Below are 16,945 nucleotides of genomic sequence, written 5' to 3' on the forward strand. Positions count from 1 at the left end.
TATACGGCCGAGCGCAGGCCGCTGCCTTGGCCGAGACAGAGCGTCCACGGCCGGTCGATCAAACGACTGTTCAATCAAACGGCCGGTCAATCAATCCGGCCCCAGCTCGCGATAGGTCGCGCGAAAGACGATGTCGGCCACCGCATAGATTTCGCCGCCGGGGTTCTGCACCAGCCAATCCGTAGGGCCGCCAATGGCTGGGTCAGTCTCCGCATAGCCGGCCACGATGGTCCGTAGCAAGAATGGTCTGCCCACCTGATAGGCACTAATGATCGCGTGCTTTTCGTACATGTTCGGCTGATCGCCATCGACCGTTCCGTACGTCTCTACGAAGGCCTCGCGATTGCAACCATAGATATCCCCGGTTGGCTGCCCGTTGCTCAGGGGTATGATAATCCAGCTTCCTTCCGGAAGTTGCTGAACTCCCCACGGCTTCTGGAAAGAGAACGCATCGTCCGAACGGAAGGCGAGGACCCTGCTGACCTTTCGGTATCGCTTCGCCATGGATCCGTCGAACGCGATGTAATCCGGTTCCATCATCGCTTCTACTTGCGCTAGAGTAGTGGCCGGGAAGCTACCAAAGTCTGGCCTGAATTGAAACCGCGGTCGATGGAGAAGGAGACAGGACATGACCGATCAGCGCAAGATGAGCCTGAGCGAGTTGCAGAACGAGATCGAACCATGGCTCCCGGTTGGACTCAGCGCGGCCGAAGTGACCGAAGGCGTTGCATTGGCGCTCGTGCCGCCGTCGCAGAGGACTCTCCCGATCGTCCGCAACCCCCTTGGCGAAAATGAACTCTATGCCTGGAGCGAGGACGACGCGTCCGCGACGAAGCTCGCGCTCAAGCTGCTCGGCGAACTGATGAGCGCCCTCTTCAGCGGCCATGCCAGCCTGTTGAACCTGGGTATCGCGACCAAGGAGGTGGTCAGCTTCCTGATCGACATCTACCGCCACCATGTGCAGGTTCGTGACCCGCTTCAGATCAAGATCCTGTTGCTGCTGCGAGATGTAGAAGAAGGATTATCCGCCGACCAGATCTGGACGCGCCTCGGGCCCGACGAATCTATTGCCACGATCGAGCAAGCGTTGGACGCGCTGACACAGACCGTCGCCAAGGGCGGCCCGCGCCCACTGGTACGCTGCGACCGGACGATCTGGAAAATCTTGGTGTGAAGATGCACCGGCTATATTTTTCCCACAGCTACGACATCGAGGATCTTCGTTTCAACGAAAGTCTGTGGAAGCTCCTCAGGGAGGAGGGCTTCCATGCCTGGATCGACTCCGGTCGCGAGTCATCGAGCGCCGGCGAGGGCGCGATCCGGCCGATGGATATCGCCTTCAATGAGTGGATGATGTCCCAGTGCGACGGCTTCGTCGCCATCGCGCCGAGTACACCGAGAAAATCAGCGTATCAGTGGCTTGAATATCGTACCGCGGTCCGCATGGGTCTGCCGCGGCTTGTCGCGGAGCCCGAGGGCGGCCAGTTCGACGCTTCGATATCCGAGCGGATCTCATTTCCAAAGCCGTGGGACAAATTCTGGAACGAGGACACACAATGCAGGCTTGAGGAGCGGATCAAGGAATTTTCAGCACTCGTCAAAGAACACAGGGCGGCAGGAAAAGTCCTCCAGAGCGCCGGTCGCTGGCGACCGAGACAGAATCTCTCCAAACAGACGGTTGCGCTGCTGCCGCCGCGAACGGGGGATGGGGAGTGGCAGCAGCTTCAAAGCCTGCTGCAGGCGAACAGCGATATCGAATGTACCCTGCTGCAGCCCTCCAACCTGGGCAATGAAAGGGCCCTGTTGAACCTTGAGTTCGACCTTTTGATCGTTGACGTCGGATCGCGGGGGACGCCCTCCGAAGCGCTCAGCTACATTCATGCCACGGGGATTCCGCAAATCAGGCTCTGCCGCGTGCTGAACGGTGGAGAGATCGAGGAACTCCTGCAGTTCATCGACCCGAGCCGCGGACGGAGACCTCGCCTGATCTACCAGAACGAAGCGCAACACGATCCGAGCGCCATTTCGCTTCCACGCTTTCTCGACGGCATCAAGCTGGACGCCAAGATGCAGCCGGTCGTTTTCTGGACGACCCCTGCCGAGGCGGCTCACCAGATTTTCGATACCACGGGACGAATTCTCTCGTTTCTCAATAGCCTGACGGGCAACGGCGCGGAAACGATAGGCACTGGTCCGAGTGCCCAGAGATACTTCGAGCAGTACTGGAAGCGCGCCGAGCGCGGCACTGTCTTCATCAGCTTTGCCGGATCCGGCGGCGCGGCCAAGCTCGCCGATCGACTGGCCAGGATCTTCCGTTTTCAGAACCTGCGCTGCTTTCAATATCGTAACGAGGACAGCACGAGCGGCGGCCGGCTCGAGAGCGGTGAGGACATCGAGCGCGGACTGCGCAAGCGCATCGACGATGCAGACATCGTCGTCTATCTGATCGAAGAGAACTTCGCTGCCAGCGCGTTCTGCATGGAGGAACTGGCGCAGGGCACGAAGCTTCGCGATCAAGGTCTGATCGAGCTCCGCGCTTATTCGCTCGATGGCCTGAAGGCAAGGCTCCCCGCCTTGGCGGGCACGAGCATCCACAATTTCCGTCGTCCGGACTGGCTGCAGCGGGAGGTCGAGGAAAAGATCGTCTCGGACGTTGAGAGTTCGGCTGATTCAATCGGCTGGGCGTTGCGCCATGAACAGCGCGAACAGCTCGAGGAATGGCTGAAGCAGGACGGGCGCGACAATGTCGAGCGAACCTTATCGCTCCTGCGTCTTGCCGGGATCCCGGAAGGCGAAATCAAGTCGATCATCGGCGACGACTCGGCAGCGGCATGGCTGGATCCCATCTTGCGTCTGCCCGAAGATCCGGAGAAGCATAGACGCGCACGTCAGATCGTGGCGCTGCTGCTGATCACGGTTGCCGGTCGTCGGGAGGAACGACGCAAGCGCGTGAATGATTGGTTGTACGAACGTCATTTGTTGCAATGGCCACCGTTCGTGGCTGTGGCGAACGAAGATCATCGCCAGATCGATAGCTTTCTGATCGACGTCAGCCCCGACTCGACCTTGGATCAAATGATTCTCATGGGTCGGCTGATCGGGCAGCAGTTACCAGACCTCCTGATGAGCGCTCGCCCGCTATGCGTGACCGCGGTCAACAAGCTCATGCTGTTGCCGGTCGAGTGGACGTGCGAAACGGAACACGACGAGCCGCTCGCGGTCCGTCGGCCGGTCCGCTGGCGCCTGCACGACGTCGTCACCAGATCCTGCATTTTCCAGGGTATTGCGTCCAATTCGAATCCGCCGGCTACTCTTCTTCTGTCTCTGCCCAGCCCGGATATCAATCCGTCCGGCCAGGTGCGCCGATTGAGAGACGCGTTGCGTTCGTCCTACGATCAGTTGGGCTGGCCCCCAGAGCTCGTTGTGACTTACGAGGGTGCGGGCGTTGACGACGTACTGTCCAGGCTCCGCGGCTGTCAGGAGCAGGTTGTCCATATTGCGGGCCACATGGGGGATGCGGGCCTGCAGATTCGGGACGAAATCCTGTCGGCAAGTGTTCTGGCAGCGGCCTTGCGGAAGAGCGATGTTCGACTCCTGGTTCTGAACGGCTGCGAGGGAGGCAAGCCGGCATCCCCATTGGCCTTGGCATATCTGACGCTTGCGGATCGTCTCGTCCGCGATGCTTGTATTCCGGAAGTCGTTGGGCATCGTTGCAAGATCAGCGAAAGCGATGCGCAAAGCTTTGGAGAATCATTCTTCGCAGCTTTCTTCAGCCGCGAGGACGGATTTGAACCGGCCAGCGCGGCTGTATCCGGTCGCAAGTCCGGCTCAAAACTTCTGCGCTATTCCCCTGTCGTCATTTCGCAGCGAGAACTCGCCGGACGGCATCCAAACAGCTAGTCTCGCTAGGCCTCGTCCATACGTCTACCGAATGCGCCGCTGCCCGGTGCCATGCGATACCAGCTTCGTGACCGATCCGAGGGAAACTCACCGCCCCTTGAAGTTCGCGAAGCGCCGCTCTTCCGTGGCCTTCACGCCCTCCTTGAAATCCTCCGTCGCGCGTAGCCGCGTCTGCTCGGCGAGCTCATGCTCGGTGGCGGCCATGACGCGGTCGGCGAGGCCGGCGCGCATCGTGGCGCGGGTGGAGAGCAGGCCGAGCGGCGAGCATTCGGCAATCTCGGCGGCGAGCTTCATCGCTGCGTCGCGCACCTGGTCCTGCGGCACGCATTCATTGGCGAGGCCCATTTTGTAGGCCTCCTCGCCGGTGACGCGGCGGCTGGTGTAGAACATCAGCTCGGCGTTGTTCTTGCCGACCAGCTCCGGCAGCGTCACCGTCAGTCCGAAGCCCGGATGGAAGCCGAGCTTGGTGAAGTTGGCGGAGAACCGCGCTTCCGGACAGGTCACGCGAAAGTCAGCCGACACCGCCAAGCCCAGCCCGCCGCCAATCGCAGCGCCATGCACGGCAGCGACGACAGGCTTCTTGCAGCGGAAGATGCGTACCGCCTGCATATAGAGATGGTTGATCGGCCCGAGGCTGTCGGCCGGGTCACCTTTCGCTGCGGCCGCCTCCTGCGCCTGCCGCGCCGGGTCGCCGAAATTGGCGCCAGCGCAGAACGCCTTGCCCTGCGCGGCAAGCACCGAGGCGCGGATCGCGATGTCGCGATCGAAGCCTTCGAGCGCGTCGGCGATCTGGTTGATCAATGAAATGTCGAAGAAGTTGAGCGGCGGCCGGCGGATCTCGATCAGGCCGACATGGCCGTGGATCTCGACGCCGATGTCAGGGACGTGAGTCATGTGGGTGGTCTCCCATTCTGCTTCTCCGACCTCATCGCGAGCCCAGCGAAGCAATCCAGATTGGTGCGAATGGCCCTGGATCGCTTCGCTGCGCTCGCGATGACGGAGCCACGTAGTTGTGCACGCCGAGGCGTTTCGCCAGCCGTTAACGCAACCCCAGCCCGCGCGCGATGATGCCGCGCAGCACCTCGGTCGTGCCGCCCTGGATGGTCAGCTTGGGCGCGGTGCGGATCGCGAAAGTCAGCTGATTCTCCAGCGTCTCACGGTTGCCGGCGTCCTCCTCGACGAAGGCGGCGAGGTCGCGCACGCGGTGCGGCAGCTGCTGCTCCCACACCGTGCCGACGTCCTTGACGATCGACGCCTCGACCACCGGCTCCTTGCCGGCGTGCAGCATGCCGGCGACCGAGACCGACATGCGCCGCATCGCATGCAGCTGCGCCACCAGGCGGCCGATGCCTTCGGCGCTGCGCGTGTCGGGATCGGGGCCGACGGCGCGCACCAGCTCGGTCAGAACGTAGTAGGTTTCCAGGAAGCGCTCCGGCCCGGAGCGCTCATAGGCGAGCTCGGAGGTGGCCTGTTTCCACGCGCCGTCGATTTCCCCGAGCTGGTGATCGTCCGGCACGAAAGCGTCGGTGAAGACGACCTCGTTGAACTCTTTCTGGCCGGTGATCTGGCCAATCGGATTCACCTTGATGCCCGGCGACTTCATGTTGACCAGGAACTGCGTCAGGCCGTGCCTGCGGTTCTCCTTGGTCGCCGGCGACGTCCGGAAGATCGCGATCATGTAGTCGGCCATGTGCGCCGACGTGGTCCAGATCTTGGTGCCGTTGATCAGCCAGCCGCCATCGGTCTTCGTCGCGCGCGTCTTGGCGGCGAACAGGTCGGAGCCGGAGTTCGGCTCGCTCATGCCGATCGCGAAGCAGAGCTCGCCGCGGCAGATGCGCGGCAGGATGTCCGCCTTGATATGTTCGGGAGCATAGCGCAGCAGGATCGGCCCGCTCTGGCGGTCGGCGACGAAGAAGCGCCGCACCGGCGCATTGGCGACGCGCATCTCCTCGGTCACGACATAGCGCTCGAGGAACGTTCGCTCATGGCCGCCATATTTCTTCGGCCAGGTCATGCCGATCCAGCCGCGCTCGCCAACGCGCCTGGAGAATTCGCGTGCGTCGGCGTCCTCGCGTAGCGGCTGATAGGGATTGAACGTGCCGGCGGCAACCTCCTCGGCCAGGAATGCACGGACCTCCTTGCGCAGCTCCTCGCATTCGGGCGGCAGACGGATCGGATCGAAATGAAGCGCAGACATGGGCTATCCTTTCCGTGCAGCTCAGCGTGACGCGACCAGCGGCCACAATTCGTCGGCGCCGCGGGCGGCGACGCGTTGGCCGAGGGCGACGGCCCAATGGCTCTCGGAGCCGAAATCGTCGCGCCAGGCAAGCGCGCGCAAGGAGAAGCGATGCAGGATGTGCTCGGTGGTGAAGGCGATCGCGCCGTGGACCTGATGAGCGATCGCTGCCCCCTTCTCGGCGGCTTCCGCGCAGCGGATCTTGGCGGCGGCAGCTTCAAGGAAGATCGCGTCGTCGAAGCCATCGGCACGTGCGATCGCGTCCGCAGCGGAAGTCGCGGCCGCGCTTGCCGCCGCGCTCTCGCCAGCGAGGCGGGCGAGATTGTGCTGCACCGCCTGGAATTTGCCGATCGGCTTCTCGAAGGCGACGCGCTCGCCGGCATAGCGCACGCTGATCTCGAGCAGCCGATCCAGCGCGCCGGCGATCTGCAACCCGCGCACGACGCCGCCCATCAGCATCACGCGGTCCTGATCGAAGCCGGCCGGCGCGCGCTGGATCGCGACGGGCGCGACGTGATCGAACGTGATGGTGTCGCTCGGATCATTGGCCAGCGACAGGCCTGCATCGATGTGCAGCCTGGCTGCTTCGACCAGCGCGATCCAGACGCCGTCTGCCCCATGCGCCACGACCGCGACATGTCTTGCGTGCTTCGCAAACGGCACGCCGCGCGCGCGGCCCGATAAGGTGCCGTCGGCATTCATCGTGATCCTGTCCCTCGGCCGGGCGGGGGCGATCGTCATCGCGCCCTCGGGCGAAGCGATCCCGCCTTGCTGCAGCAGCCACCCGGCCAGCAGGGTCTCGGCGAGCGGCACGGCCAATCCGAAGCGCCCGGCGGAGTTGATCACGGCAAAGCCGTCGGCGAGATCGGTACCGGCGCCGCCGAGCTCCTCGGTGACCCAGGCGAGCGGCAGGCCGGCCTCGCTCAGCGCCTGCCACAGCGGCGCCGCCCAGCGTCCGTCCTTGTCGTGATTGATGGTCTGCGGGTCGGCGAGATCGGCGAAAATCTTCTCCGCGGTCGCAACCACGATGTTCTCAGCGTCCGCCACGGCGTTCCTCGTGCTGATTGTTCTGCATCGCGCCGGCGCTCGGCGCGGGCGATGCTTTGGCGCGCATGATGAGCGCAAGCGCTCCGCAAGACAAGCGCTGCCCATCGCAGGGCGCCGTCCGCGCCCCGCATGGACCGGCTCGATTTCCGCAGCGCGGAGATTGCCTGGATTTTGCAGTCGCGCTGATCTTCGCTAAGAAGCAATCATCGGAGAACGACAAGCCGGCAAACAGGGAGAAGGGTCAATGGCGGTGGAAGGTCTGTGCGCGATCGTGACGGGTTCGGCGTCCGGCCTGGGCGCCGCGACGGCGCAGCTGCTGGCCAAGGCCGGCATGCGCATCGTCGTCAACTATTCGAACAGCAAAGCCGAAGCCGAGCAGACCGCCGATCTCTGCCGAAAGGAAGGCGTCGAGGTGATCGTCGTGCAGGGGGACGTGTCCCGCGACGAGGATTGCAGGAAGATCGTCGCGGCGGCCGCTCCCTGGGGGCGGCTCGACGTGCTGATCAACAATGCCGGCACCACCAAGCATGTGCCGCATGATCAGCTCGACGGCCTCTCGGCGGAGGATTTTCAGCGCATCTTCGGCGTCAACACGATCGGACCATTCCAGATGATCCGCGCCGCGCGGCCGCTGCTCGAAGCCGCCGCCCAGGCGGCCGCGCGCGCCTCGGCCGTCGTCAACGTCTCCTCAGTCGCGGGCATCAGCGGCATCGGCTCGTCGGTCGCCTATGCGGCGAGCAAGGGCGCGCTCAACACGATGACCCTGTCGCTGTCGCGCGCGCTGGCGCCGTCGATCCGCGTCAACACCGTCTGCCCCGGCTATATCGACACGCCCTGGTTCACCAAGGGGCGCGGCGAAGCCGGTGCCAAGCAGGTCCGCGATGCCGTCGTGGCCCGCGTGCCGCTGCGCACGGCGTCGACGGCCGAGGACATCGCGCAGCTCGTCGTCTTCCTGGCAAGCCCCGCATCGGGCCAGATGACCGGTGAGGTCGTGCGCATGGATGCGGGGATGCATCTATTGGGCTGAGACCGGCGTCGCTGCGATCAGGCGCTGACGCGGTCTACACGTTTTGCGTGGCCCTGGATTATTCGCTGCGCTCGCAATGACGGGGTGGGTTTGGTGAAAGCCGATGGTCAGCCAGAGTGAGCAGGATTGCCAGGCGCCGCGGTCCAGCGTGTCCGCAGCGACGGTGTGATTTGCTCGGCGGTCTCCATCCATCCGCGTCAATGCGAGCGTAGCGAAACAATCCAGGGCCTAGCCAGACTCTGGATTGCACCGCTTCAATTGCACCGACGAAGTGCCGGCTGCTACCTATTGAAGTCGCGAATCGTGCCGCTTGCGACCAGCCTGTTCCAAATGAACAGAACGACCACTGCGCCAAGCGTCGCGGTGACGTAGCCTGCGCCTTCGTCAGGACTGTAGTGACCGATCGCCTGTCCGACTGCAGTCGCGAGGAACGCCCCGACCACCCCGAGCACGATGGTCAGGATGAAGCCCGAAGGATTGTTCGGTCCGGGTGATATCAATCGTGCGAGAAAGCCGGCGACCAGCCCGACGATGAGAATGTGCAACATGTAACGTCCTTCCCGTCAACGTGTCGGAGGCGCTCAGATCCGGCCGGCCAGCTCGTGCTCGGTCGGCAGCCGCCCGTCCGGCGTCAGCTGATCGATCACTTTCGGCAGATACTGGCTGAGCCCGCTCAGCAGCTCGTCGCGCGACAGGCCGCTCTGGGCCGTGAGCTGATCGATCTGGTCGGCCCCGAGCGCGTTGGCGAGATCGCCGGGCGAGATCTGCTTGTTCTCACCGGGGCTGACCCAGGAATTGGCCGCGTCGCCATGGCCCTTCTCCTGGAACTGGTGCAGGAGATCACCCAGCCCGCCGGACAGCACGCTTCCGGCCGCGCCGCCGGCAAGCAGCCCGCCGAGGCCGCCGGCGAGAATGTTGCCCAGTCCTCCGCCGAGCGCTCCACCGAGTCCGCCGCCCTGATTGGTCGGCTGCGGCGGCGGAACCGGGGTCGGCGCCGCATTTGGCTGCTGACCGTTCTGCGAAAAGTGCTTCACGGCTTTCCACGCCAGAAGCGCGAGGATCGCCATCGTCATCGGCGACATGCCGCCATTTTGCTGGGTGGTCGGATGAGACGGGCCGTGCGGACCGTTCTGCATGCCGTTGAGGATATCGAGTAGACCCATGACCTGCCTCCTGCGCCCCACGCCGAGTGAAGCTATGGGCTCGAACGCGGCGTGACAAGCGGCGCGCCCGAGCGCCGCGCCTTGTGGCACGGGTCAGATGACGCGCGAATGAATGCAGAGGGCAAATGCAGAGGGGCAGGTGGGTTCGGCGAACGCCGACCGCGTCAGTTTCCGACGGCAGTTCTCGGTATCAAGTCTTGGCATCAGTTCTTGGCGTCAGCCCGCTTCGGCGGCTTCACGGCGGAAGGTGCCGTTGCGGTCTGGCTCGGACCCGTGAAGATCCGCTTCAGGTCGTCGAGCTTTTCCGACAGAACCGGAAAATTGCAAGAGAAGGAGTCGCGCCGTCCGCCGTCCTTGGCGCATTGCGCCGCCTTGATTCGGGCGCGCGCTTCGGCGGTCGCCGCGGGCGGGGCGGGAGCGGGCTGCTGGGCCGCAGCCGGCGGCTTGCTCGGCCGCGGTGGCGGAGGAGGAGCCGGCATCGCCGGCTTCGGCGGCTCGATCGCGGCGCGGGCGGTCATGTCCTTGAGCGAGGTCGGCTGCAGTCCCTGCGGCTGCGGCCGCGGCATCATCGCCGCGCTCATGTTGGAGTGACGCTGGCGTTCAAGGTATTGCGTATATTGCTGATCGATGAACTTCTGCTCGTCCGGCGTCGGGTTGGGGCCCGCGATATCGAAGCTGCGATCCTGCATGAAATCGTAGTAGACGTAGCCACCGCCCGGCTTCCGTCTCCCGGCAAATTTCGCGTTACACTGCGCCATTGCCGCGGTCTTCTCTTCCTTCGTCGCGGATTTCTCTGCGGCGTCGGCGCACTCCTCGAAATCGGCAGGCGACCGACTCCACCACTCCGCATGCACGCGTTGAGGTTGCGTCGCGGACAAGCAGCTGATTGCAGCAAAGACCATTATTGGCAGTTGGGGTCGATACACGAACGGCAATCCTCAGCGTCTCACTGCCTCAGATGACCGCAGATTGTCGCCATTTTGGGGCGGGGTGTGACTCCAATGCTGCGTAATTTGCGGCTTTCTTGTTTGCCTGCCGCGGTTCCGTGATTTCGCTGCCACAGTTGAGCCAGTCGAAGCAGTGCCGGGTACGCGAATCGCACCTTGCTGTGGCGTCCCGACGATAGCCTGTGGCCAACGATTTCTATCTAGCATCATTTTACCATCTTCATCCCGCAAGGGTTGATGAATCTAATCTTGACGTTGGAAAGATTATGATTGACGGGACCCGGGTGTGCTCCTATGCTGATCTTGACATTGGAAAGATATGTGCGCCGCGGGGCGCGAGGAGGCTGGTATGAAAGTATTCCTCATCGTCAAGCTGGCGCTGCTGCCGTTCATCGTCCTGTGGGTCTTGCTGGGCTGGCAGCAGCCCGCCTGGGCCATCTGGTCGGCCTTGGCCCTGTCGCTGCTGGGCAATCTGTGGCGCGCCTACCGCACCGAGCTTGCGGTTCTCGAACTCGGGGGCCTGGCGCTGTTCGTGCTCCTCGCCATTGCCAACGATGTCGCTCCGAACTGGACCGCGGCGAATACGCTGTGGCTGTCGTTCGTGGGTCTCGCGCTGATCAGCTTCGCCTCGCTGACGGTCGGCCGTCCCTGGACCGCGGACTATTCCCGTGCCAGCTACGCCGACAGCGCCGCGACGCCGCAGTTCCAGCTGATCAACATGATGATGACCGGCCTATGGGGCGTGCTGTTCCTGGTGCTTGGCCTGTGCCGCTGGGCCGGCGTGTCGTCCTGGATCACGACTGCCATCGTCGTCGGCGGCGCGCTGATCTCGATCTTCGGTCCGCGTTTCGCCATCAGCCAGGCCATCCAGCGGATGCGGGCGGCGCGTGAGGACTATCATTGGCCAGCGCCGGCCTTCTCGACCCGCGAGAGCACGGATTGCGACGTCGCGGTGATCGGGGCGGGCATCGGCGGCCTCACGGCGGCGGCGCTGCTCGCCGAGTCCGGGCTCAAGGTGAAGGTGTTTGATCACCACGTCGTGCCCGGCGGCTTCTGCCACAGCTATCTGCGCAAGGCGCATCACGACAACAAGCCGGTGCTCTACCGCTTCGATGCCGGGCCGCATGATTTCTCCGGCGTCTGGCCGGGCGGTCCGGTCGACAGCGTGCTGCACAGGCTCGGCGTTGCCGATCGCATTGAATGGAAGCGCGTCACTCATTCCTACCGTCTCGCCGGCCGTAGCATCGACGTGCCCGAGGATTGGCGCGCCTATGTCCGGCTGCTCAGCGAGATGTTTCCGGCCAGCGCGGACGGGCTGGTGAAGCTGTTCGATACCATCCACGCGATCTTCGAGAGCATGTACGCGACCGGCGAGGGCCGCAGCGGCATTCCCGGCATGCCGGATACGATCGAGGAATTGCTGGCCTTTCCGCGCAAGCATCCGCAGGCGTTCCGCTGGATGAACAAGCCGTTCGACGAGCTCGTCGCGGCGCACGTCTCCGATCCCGAGCTGATTGCGTATCTGAACGCGCTGTCCGGCTATCTCGGCGACCGCAGCGAGACGCTCAGCTGCGCCCAGATGGTTCCGATCTTCGGCTACTATTTCAAGGGCGGCTTCTATCCCGTCGGTGGCTCGGGCCACCTGGCCGACGTTCTGACGGATGCCATCACTGCACGTGGCGGCGAGGTGGTGTTGAAGTCGAAGGTCGCGCGCATTCTGGTCGAGCAGGACCGCGCAGCCGGCGTCGAGCTCGGCAATGGCCGCAAGATCCGCGCCCACGCCGTGGTGTCCAATGCCGATCTCGGCCGGACATTCACCGAGCTCTTGAGCCCCGCGGATCTGCCGGCGGCGTTCCGCGACCGCGCTGCGACGATCGCGCCGGCCACATCCTGTTTCTCGGTGCATCTCGGTCTCGACTTCGTGCCCGACATCGCCCCGGCCACGCATCTCGATGCGCCGATGGGAGTGGGGCTGGCTGTGATGTCGAAGCTCGATCCGTCGGCGGCGCCGGAGGGGCATGCGACGATGACGATCATCACCCTCGTTCCGCACGAGCAGGCCAAGAGCTGGTTTCCCGAGGAGGGCGGCGACGACTACAAGGCGTGGCGGCGCTCGCCGGACTATGACGCGCGCAAGCAGCAGCTCGGCGACGCCATGGTCGCGGCGGCCGAGGCCGCCATTCCCGGCCTGTCGCAGCACATCGTCTATCGGACCGACGCCAGTCCCGTCACCTATTCGCGCTACGACCTCGCCAGCGCCGGCTCGATCTATGGCGTCGCGCGCTCGGGTCGGATGAAGGGCGCCAAGGCGCCGCTGCGCAATCTCGTCATCGCCGGTGGCGGCAATGCCGGGGCGGGCGTCGAGGCCGTGGTGATCTCGGGTGCCGAAGCGGCCGAGGCGCTGGTGCCGGGTCTGCTGTCGCGCAAGGCGGTGACGGCTCCGCGACCCCAGCCCGAGCTGGCGTTGGCCTGAGCGGGCGCAGTGCCGCTCAGGGCGCGTAGAGGTAGCGCAGCAACGTGCGGCCGACCGCCTCCAGGCTCTGCGACGAGCACTGCTCGATCGTGTCCTGCGTCGTGTTGAAATAGGGCTCGTAGTCAAAGTCGATGACCAGGAAGCTCGGAATGCCGGCCTGCTGAAGGGCGGTGTGGTCATCGCTGATCGGGTAGGACGTCGGTTCTGGCGAGAAGGCCTGCGGGGCGATCTGGCTGCCGATGCTCCAGAACTTCTTGACCTCCGGCAGCGCCGAATGCAGCGACGACAGCTCCGGCTGCAGCTTGAGGTCCTTGTCGCAGACCATGTCGAAATCGACCGCCTTCTCCGGCTTGCGCGTCGGGTAATAGGTCTTGAGATTGGCCGCGAAATAGGGCGATCCCAGCGCGCGCCAGGTCGGATCGCCGGCGCCGAGCGATTTCGGTCCCTCCTCGCCGTCGAAGAAGATGAAGTCGATGCCGACATCCGGCTTCGCCGACAGCGATAGCACGCGCGCGGTCTCCAGCAGGAGCGCCACGGCGGAGGCCGAGTTGTTCGCGCCGGGCATCGGCGCGTCGGGCGATTTGGGATCGCGATAGGCCCTGATGATGCTGTCGTAATGCGTGGCGACGATGATGCGGCGCGGGTTCTGCACCTGGAAGCGGGCGATGATGTTGGTGAGCGGGATCGCCTTGCCGTCGTCGCCCTTGGCGGTGAAGCTCTGCGTCAGCACCGCCTCGGCCGCGCTCTTGGCCATCGCCGCCTTGATGTAGTCGATGGTCTTCTGGTGTCCCGGCTCGCCCATCGACCGCGGCGTGAACTGCAGCAGATCCGCGATCACGGCCATCGCGCGCTGGCCATCCCAGAGCTCGATCTGTGGCTCGGCGGCCTGCGCGGGGAGCGATGTCATCAGCAACACGGCCGTCGCCGCGGTGGCGGCGACGCGGGGCCAGAACTCAGTCATCCGCAAAGCTCTTCACAGTGAGTGTCAGGGCGTCTTCTTGCCGAACGGGATGAAAAGGATGCCGGCGCAGGCTGCCAGCACAACAGCAAAGTAATAAGTTATCGCGCGCGAGCCGATGGTCGGGATCAGGGAGAAGGTGGTGACCAGCGTGCCGACAACGTTGCCGATGGTCGACACACCATAGACGAGGCCCGCCACGCGGCCTGCTTCGTCGGCCGAGCGTGTCAGCAGGCTGACGGCGATCGGCGAGAACGTGCCGAGCAGGGTCAGCGGCACCAGGAGCAGCGCCGTCGAGGCCATCAGCGTCGCCGTTGGACCATCACCGATGGTGTCGAGAATGTCGGCCATGACTGCATCGGCGGTCGCCGGCACCAGCGCCATGTAGGCGGCGGCGACCAGGATCATGGTGCCGATGGTGCGCGTGGAAGGCCTGCGGTCGACGATGGCGCTGCCGGCGAAATAGCCGATGGCGAGCGCGCACAGCACGGTCGAGATCAGGCTCGCCCAGGCGCCGATGCCGCTGCCGAAATACGGATTGAGGTAGCGGCTGCCGAGCATCTCGAAGCCCATCAGCACGCAGCCGACCAGGAACGAGCAGACGTAGATCGCCAGCACGCCCGCGCGGGACACGTGCTCGCTCATGGCAGCTTCTTGTTGTGGCGCTCGATGCTCTTCAGCGCCTCGACCGGCGCGAAGTCGTCGGTCAACACCTTGGCCTTGGCGTCGATTACCTGGCCGTTGTCAATGTCGATGCGCTTGCGCTGCGCCAGCATGTCGGCGAGCTTGTAGCGGAAGCCGAACTCCTTGTCGCGCTCCTGCGCGACCGCAGCGAGATCCTCGGGCTTCCGCTCGTCGCCGGGATAGGCGACCATCACGATGTTGCCGCCGGCCTCGTAGAAGTCGACCTGCGGGAACACGCTGTGGATCGTCTTGACCGCGGCGTCGAACAGCATCGTCGACGGCTCGACATTCTGCGCCACCACGCCGCCCTCGGCGAGATGGTCCTTGACCAGCTGATAGAACTCCTTGGTCAGCAGATGGAACGGCACGAACGGGCCGCGATAGGCATCGATCAGGATGATGTCGTAGCGATCCTTGGATTCCTGCACGAACAGCCTTCCGTCGCGGTTGGCGACGTGGAAGTTCGGCTCCTCCTTGATGCCGAAATATTTCTTGGCGAGCTCCAGCACGGTCGGGTCGAGCTCCACCGAGGTGACCTGCACCTTGGGCAGGAAGCGGTGGAGGTACCATGCGGTGCGGCCGCCGCCGAAGCCGATCTCCAAAATCGAACTGACGTTTTTGGCGTACATCACGCTCGTGGTCATGAAGCGGGTATAGTCGACCGGCAAATCGAGCTCGTCACGGGTGTTGTAGACGCTTTCGGTATAGATGCGCCGGTTATGACCGAACGTCATGCTGCGATAGGGCGCCTGCTCGTACACATAGATGTTGTTGTAGAGCGATTCCTTGGACTCCAGCAGATTGCGGGTGTCCTGGGCCTGCGCGGCGGAGAGCGAGAGAAGACCTGCGAGTGCGCCTGAAATGACCGACCGGATAAGCATTGAACCGTCTGTTTCCCTCGGCTTGAAAAATGGAGCGAGCGCGCCCGGCTCGGCGGCTCCGTGGCGCGGGACGGGGGTCCCTCGATCACGAGCCGCGCTCAGGCACGACCAATACGGCAATCCCGAGGCCGGTTCCGCATCGGCGCCGTTCTCTTAGACCATCGCCCGCCTGCCGGATAGTCAAACCGCCCCCGCCAACGGGGCTGTGATCGCGATGTTCCGCGGCGATCACAGCCGGTCAGATGTGCATCTGGTTGGCGAAATGGCCGCCGGCCAGCTCGGCGGCGGAATGCAAGGCGGCGGAGCCGAGATCGGCGTGGGCGAAGCCGGCCGCGGCGTCGTGACCGAGCACATCCGCATGCATCGTGCCGTGCGCGACATCGTCGAGCAGCCCATCATGGCTGCCGTCATGGGCGCCGGCCGGGTCCTCGATCGCGCCCGCATGCGCCACCTGGAAAGCGGTCACATCGAGATGGCTGATCTCGGCAGCGCTGATCTGATCGCCCGCGGCTGTGCCCTGCGCGGCCGACGCCGCCTGCGCCCAGAAGCCGTTCTCCTGCAGATGGCCCGAAGCGCCCGCCGGACCGCCAGCGCCGCTGTCGTCCGGATTTGGCCGCTCCTCGCCAGGATCGTGCAGCGGGCCGGTGCCCTCGCCGTGGGATTCGCCGCCGAAGTGACCGATGACGTCGCCGGACAGCCCGGCTTCACCTCCGGCAAGGCCTGCGCCGTCATGACCACCGGCGTGGCCGCCGGCTCCGAGATGACCGCCTTCGCCGCTCTCGCCGGTCCCGTCCGGGTCAGGCGTGCCCTCACCACCGCCCCCACCTTCGCCCCCGCCGCCTTCGCCGCCGCCGCCTTCGCCTCCGGAATCGCCGCCGCCACCGCCATTGCTGCCGCCGTCGCCAGTGCCGCCATTTCCTCCGCCCTGGCCGCCATCGCCTTCATAGGGGCTCGGATGCAGGTCGCCGCCTTCGTCACCATAGGGGTTGGGCGGCAACTCCGGCGCATTGTCGGTGCCGCCGCCTTCGCCGTAAGGATTGGCCGGCAGCTCCTCGCCACCCTGGTCCGGATTGCCATAGGGATTGTCGTGCAGGTCTCCGGCGCTGCACACGCCGCCAGCGTCGCCGCCGCTATAAGGATGCTCGTCGCTGCCATCGCTGCCATAGGGATTGGGATGCAGGTCGCCGGCCGTATCTTCCGATGGGCTCCCGGTGCCGGGATCGGACAGGTTGACGGCGATCTCGGCAATTTGCACCGCGCTTCCGCCGGAGGCCGATTCGGCGCCACCGCTGCCGATCACGATCGGACCGATCTCGGCGGTGCCGTCCGGGCTGGGCCCGGTGTCGGCTGTCGGGTGGTCCTGGCTGCTGCTGACCTCGATATCCGCAAGCATCACGGGCATGGCGCGCCTCTTTTGTCCTCTCAGATCACGGCGCGAACCATGATCCTGGCGGTTCCCGGGAGATGTGACGCAAATCACGCGACCCCATCCGGCTCGGCGGCCTATTCGCTCCGCGAGACTCATCGCCCGCCTGGCGGATCGTCAAAAGTCCCCGCCAACGGAGCTGTGATCGCGGACCGCCGCGTTCTTCTGTTGCCGCGCCGGTCGCTCTATGCTGGATCCCGGAC

The 16,945-nt window shown here is 64.7% G+C and carries 15 protein-coding genes; 4 read left to right on the top strand and 11 right to left on the bottom strand.

Going from position 1 to position 16,945, the window contains the following annotated elements:
* Positions 1–90: 90 nt before the first annotated feature.
* Positions 91–540: a hypothetical protein gene (locus BRADO_RS03035; protein ID WP_041756048.1), complete on the bottom strand. Its 450-nt coding sequence runs from the start codon at positions 538–540 to the stop codon at positions 91–93.
* Positions 541–628: 88 nt separating this feature from the next.
* Here BRADO_RS03035 and BRADO_RS03040 point away from each other — a divergent pair, with 88 nt between their 5' ends.
* Together BRADO_RS03040 and BRADO_RS03045 are read left to right on the top strand one after the other, a co-directional pair.
* Entirely contained in the window at positions 629–1,174 is a 546-nt protein-coding gene (locus tag BRADO_RS03040) for a hypothetical protein (protein ID WP_011923843.1), read from the top strand.
* Positions 1,171–3,900 (top strand): TIR domain-containing protein, encoded by a 2,730-nt coding sequence (locus BRADO_RS03045; RefSeq protein ID WP_011923844.1) that lies wholly within the window; start codon positions 1,171–1,173, stop codon positions 3,898–3,900. The genes BRADO_RS03040 and BRADO_RS03045 overlap by 4 nt, the downstream gene beginning before the upstream one ends.
* 87 nt (positions 3,901–3,987) lie before the next feature.
* On the opposite strand, the gene BRADO_RS03050 is transcribed toward BRADO_RS03045, so the two are convergent.
* The 3 genes from BRADO_RS03050 to BRADO_RS03060 all read right to left on the bottom strand — a co-directional run bounded on the left by BRADO_RS03050 (position 3,988) and on the right by BRADO_RS03060 (position 7,183).
* Complete coding sequence (locus BRADO_RS03050; RefSeq protein WP_011923845.1) at positions 3,988–4,794, bottom strand: enoyl-CoA hydratase/isomerase family protein; 807 nt, start codon at positions 4,792–4,794, stop codon at positions 3,988–3,990.
* 145 nt (positions 4,795–4,939) lie between these two features.
* Positions 4,940–6,097 carry an acyl-CoA dehydrogenase family protein gene (locus tag BRADO_RS03055; RefSeq protein WP_011923846.1) on the bottom strand — a complete coding sequence of 386 codons (1,158 nt, stop codon included), beginning with the start codon at positions 6,095–6,097 and terminating at the stop codon, positions 4,940–4,942.
* Between the two features lie 21 nt (positions 6,098–6,118).
* The gene (locus BRADO_RS03060) at positions 6,119–7,183 is read right to left on the bottom strand and encodes an acyl-CoA dehydrogenase family protein (protein WP_011923847.1); all 1,065 of its coding nucleotides are present in this window, start codon (positions 7,181–7,183) and stop codon (positions 6,119–6,121) included.
* A gap of 244 nt (positions 7,184–7,427) precedes the next feature.
* On the opposite strand from BRADO_RS03060, the gene BRADO_RS03065 reads away from it, so the two are divergent.
* Complete coding sequence (locus BRADO_RS03065; protein WP_011923848.1) at positions 7,428–8,210, top strand: SDR family NAD(P)-dependent oxidoreductase; 783 nt, start codon at positions 7,428–7,430, stop codon at positions 8,208–8,210.
* Between the two features lie 281 nt (positions 8,211–8,491).
* On the opposite strand, the gene BRADO_RS03070 is transcribed toward BRADO_RS03065, so the two are convergent.
* The 3 genes from BRADO_RS03070 to BRADO_RS03080 all read right to left on the bottom strand — a co-directional run bounded on the left by BRADO_RS03070 (position 8,492) and on the right by BRADO_RS03080 (position 10,275).
* The gene (locus BRADO_RS03070) at positions 8,492–8,758 is read right to left on the bottom strand and encodes a GlsB/YeaQ/YmgE family stress response membrane protein (protein WP_008963183.1); all 267 of its coding nucleotides are present in this window, start codon (positions 8,756–8,758) and stop codon (positions 8,492–8,494) included.
* Positions 8,759–8,791: 33 nt separating this feature from the next.
* Complete coding sequence (locus tag BRADO_RS03075) at positions 8,792–9,373, bottom strand: YidB family protein (RefSeq protein WP_011923849.1); 582 nt, start codon at positions 9,371–9,373, stop codon at positions 8,792–8,794.
* A gap of 203 nt (positions 9,374–9,576) precedes the next feature.
* Positions 9,577–10,275, bottom strand: a complete 699-nt coding sequence (locus BRADO_RS03080) for a hypothetical protein (protein ID WP_050780944.1) — start codon at positions 10,273–10,275, stop codon at positions 9,577–9,579.
* A gap of 394 nt (positions 10,276–10,669) precedes the next feature.
* Here BRADO_RS03080 and BRADO_RS03085 point away from each other — a divergent pair, with 394 nt between their 5' ends.
* Complete coding sequence (locus tag BRADO_RS03085; protein ID WP_011923851.1) at positions 10,670–12,793, top strand: NAD(P)/FAD-dependent oxidoreductase; 2,124 nt, start codon at positions 10,670–10,672, stop codon at positions 12,791–12,793.
* 16 nt (positions 12,794–12,809) lie between these two features.
* Here the strand turns inward: BRADO_RS03085 and BRADO_RS03090 are convergent, their stop codons facing one another.
* The 4 genes from BRADO_RS03090 to BRADO_RS03105 form a co-directional block, all read right to left on the bottom strand.
* The gene (locus tag BRADO_RS03090; protein WP_041756051.1) at positions 12,810–13,754 is read right to left on the bottom strand and encodes a M28 family peptidase; all 945 of its coding nucleotides are present in this window, start codon (positions 13,752–13,754) and stop codon (positions 12,810–12,812) included.
* Positions 13,755–13,778: 24 nt separating this feature from the next.
* Positions 13,779–14,396 (bottom strand): fused MFS/spermidine synthase, encoded by a 618-nt coding sequence (locus BRADO_RS03095; protein ID WP_011923853.1) that lies wholly within the window; start codon positions 14,394–14,396, stop codon positions 13,779–13,781.
* Positions 14,393–15,316, bottom strand: a complete 924-nt coding sequence (locus tag BRADO_RS03100; protein ID WP_011923854.1) for a spermidine synthase — start codon at positions 15,314–15,316, stop codon at positions 14,393–14,395. Before BRADO_RS03100 ends, BRADO_RS03095 begins: the two co-directional genes overlap by 4 nt.
* A 238-nt stretch (positions 15,317–15,554) precedes the next feature.
* The gene (locus BRADO_RS03105) at positions 15,555–16,718 is read right to left on the bottom strand and encodes an RTX toxin (RefSeq protein ID WP_083794816.1); all 1,164 of its coding nucleotides are present in this window, start codon (positions 16,716–16,718) and stop codon (positions 15,555–15,557) included.
* Between the last annotated feature and the right edge of the window lie 227 nt (positions 16,719–16,945).

Origin of the sequence: Bradyrhizobium sp. ORS 278 (assembly GCF_000026145.1) — a bacterium.
Classification (GTDB): Bacteria; Pseudomonadota; Alphaproteobacteria; order Rhizobiales; family Xanthobacteraceae; genus Bradyrhizobium.